The 2,254-nt window shown below is 59.1% G+C and carries 4 protein-coding genes; all 4 read left to right on the plus strand.

Features of this window, described 5'->3' with window-relative positions; translation table 11 throughout:
* On the plus strand, nt 1–456 hold a 456-nt coding region (locus tag C7B16_RS24070; RefSeq protein WP_107180279.1), incomplete at its 5' end, for a phage tail tape measure protein.
* A complete protein-coding gene (locus tag C7B16_RS24075; RefSeq protein WP_059320840.1) occupies nt 453–782 on the plus strand; it encodes a phage tail protein in 330 nt (109 codons plus the stop codon). The genes C7B16_RS24070 and C7B16_RS24075, both read left to right, overlap by 4 nt.
* Nucleotides 782–1,480: a phage minor tail protein L gene (locus C7B16_RS24080; RefSeq protein ID WP_107180280.1), complete on the plus strand. Its 699-nt coding sequence runs from the start codon at nt 782–784 to the stop codon at nt 1,478–1,480. Before C7B16_RS24075 ends, C7B16_RS24080 begins: the two co-directional genes overlap by 1 nt.
* Before the next feature lie 5 nt (nt 1,481–1,485).
* Nucleotides 1,486–2,229, plus strand: a complete 744-nt coding sequence (locus C7B16_RS24085) for a C40 family peptidase (protein ID WP_107180281.1) — start codon at nt 1,486–1,488, stop codon at nt 2,227–2,229.
* The last annotated feature ends 25 nt before the right edge of the window (nt 2,230–2,254 follow it).

Below are 2,254 nucleotides of genomic sequence, written 5' to 3' on the forward strand. Positions count from 1 at the left end.
ATCGGCAGCGCCATTGGTGGTGCTTTCGGTGGTGGCGCATCCGCGTCCACGGGGACGGCCATTCAGGCTGCGGCGGCGAACTTCCATTTCGCGACCGGAGGATTTACGGGGACGGGCGGCAAATATGAGCCTGCGGGGATTGTCCATCGAGGGGAGTTTGTCTTCACGAAGGAGGCAACCAGCCGGATTGGCGTCGGTAACCTGTACCGCCTGATGCGGGGCTATGCGGAAGGTGGTTATGTGGGCGGTGCCGGAAGTCCGGCGCAGATGCGGCGGGCGGAAGGTATCCGGTTTGAGCAGAACAACAGCGTGGTGATTCAGAACGACGGTACCAACGGGCAGGCGGGACCGCAGCTGATGAAGGCGGTGTATGACATGGCCCGCAAAGGGGCGCAGGATGAGATTCAGGCGCAGATGCGTGATGGCGGCGTATTTTCCGGAGGAGGTGGACGATGAAAACCTTCCGCTGGAAAGTGAAGCCGGATATGGAGGTGAACTCGCAGCCATCGGTGCGTGAAGTCCGTTTTGGTGACGGATATTCGCAGCGTATGGCGGCGGGGCTGAATGCCGACCTGAAAACGTACAGCGTGACGCTTTCCGTGACACGGGAGGAGGCCCGGCATCTGGAGGCGTTCCTGGCAGAGCACGGGGGCTGGAAGGCGTTTCTGTGGACGCCGCCTTATGGTTACAGGCAGATCAGGGTGACCTGCGCAAAATGGTCATCCCGGGTGGGAATGCTGCGTGTGGAATTCAGCGCGGAGTTTAAACAGGTGGTGAACTGATGCAGGAGATTCACGAAGAAAGCCTGAACGAGTCGGTAAAATCAGAGCAGTCACCGCGGGTGGTGCTCTGGGAAATCGACCTGACGGTGCAGGGTGGTGAGCGGTATTTTTTCTGCAATGAGCTGAATGAAAAAGGGGAGCCGGTCACCTGGCAGGGGCGGAAGTATGAGGCGTACCCGATTGACGGCAGCGGTTTTGAGATGAACGGAAAGGGCAGCAGTGCACGGCCGTCACTGACGGTGTCCAATCTTTTCGGGCTGGTCACCGGCATGGCGGAGGACCTGCAGAGCCTGGTGGGGGCCACAGTGGTCCGCCGCCGGGTGTATGCCCGTTTTCTGGATGCGGTGAATTTTGTGGACGGAAATCCGGAGGCTGACCCGGAGCAGGAGCTGACGGACCGCTGGGTGGTGGAGCAGATGTCAGAGCTCACAGCCATGAAGGCCTCGTTTGTGCTGGCGACACCGACGGAGACGGACGGGGCGCTGTTTCCCGGTCGCATCATGCTGGCGAACACCTGCACCTGGGATTACCGGGGGGAGGAGTGCGGTTATGACGGTCCGGCAGTCGCAGATGAATATGACCAGCCCACATCTGATATCGCGAAGGACAAGTGCAGTAAATGCCTGCGCGGGTGTGAGCTGCGCGGGAATGTGGCAAACGGCGGTTTTTTCCTTTCCATCAATAAGCTTTCACAGTGATTATCATGAAACAGACAGAATCAGCCATTCTGGCGCATGCCCGGCGGTGTGCGACAGCGGAGTCGTGCGGCTTTGTGGTGAGAACGCCGGAGGGAAAAAGGTATTTTCCCTGCGTGAATATCTCCGGTGAGCCGGAGGCGTATTTCCGGATATCGCCGGAGGACTGGCTGGAGGCGGAGCGGGAAGGTGAAATCCTCGCGCTCATTCACAGTCATCCCGGTGGTCTGCCCTGGCTGAGTGAGGCGGACCGTCGACTGCAGATAAAAAGTGCGCTGCCCTGGTGGCTGGTCTGCCGGGGAGACATTCATAAATTTCGCTGTGTGCCGCACCTGACCGGACGGCGCTTTGAGCACGGGGTGACGGACTGTTACACGCTGTTCCGGGATGCATACCATCTGGCGGGGATTGAGATACCGGATTTTCATCGTGAGGATGACTGGTGGCGCAACGGTCAGAACCTGTATCTGGACAATATGGAGGCGACGGGTTTTTACCGTGTCGCACTGACAGAGGCACAGCCGGGCGATATTCTGCTGTGCTGCTTTGCCTCATCGGTACCGAACCATGCGGCGATTTACTGCGGTAACGGTGAGCTGCTGCACCATATTCCTGAACAACTGAGTAAGCGGGAGAGGTATTCCGAAAAATGGCAACGACGAACGCATTCAGTCTGGCGTCACCGCCACTGGCACGCATCTGCCTTCACGGGGATTTACAACGATTTGGCCGCCGCATCAGCCTGTATGTGAACACGGCAGCGGAGGCCATCCGTGC

It is taken from the genome of Escherichia sp. 20412-1 (genome assembly GCF_003027595.1).
Lineage (GTDB): Bacteria > Pseudomonadota > Gammaproteobacteria > Enterobacterales > Enterobacteriaceae > Escherichia > Escherichia marmotae.

Bases quoted from the DNA above. Each gene is read 5' to 3' on its own strand.
- C7B16_RS24075 (WP_059320840.1), top strand. From the start codon at position 453: ATGAAAACCTTCCGCTGGAAAGTGAAGCCGGATATGGAGGTGAACTCG.
- C7B16_RS24085 (WP_107180281.1), top strand. From the start codon at position 1,486: ATGAAACAGACAGAATCAGCCATTCTGGCGCATGCCCGGCGGTGTGCG.
- C7B16_RS24080 (WP_107180280.1), top strand. From the start codon at position 782: ATGCAGGAGATTCACGAAGAAAGCCTGAACGAGTCGGTAAAATCAGAG.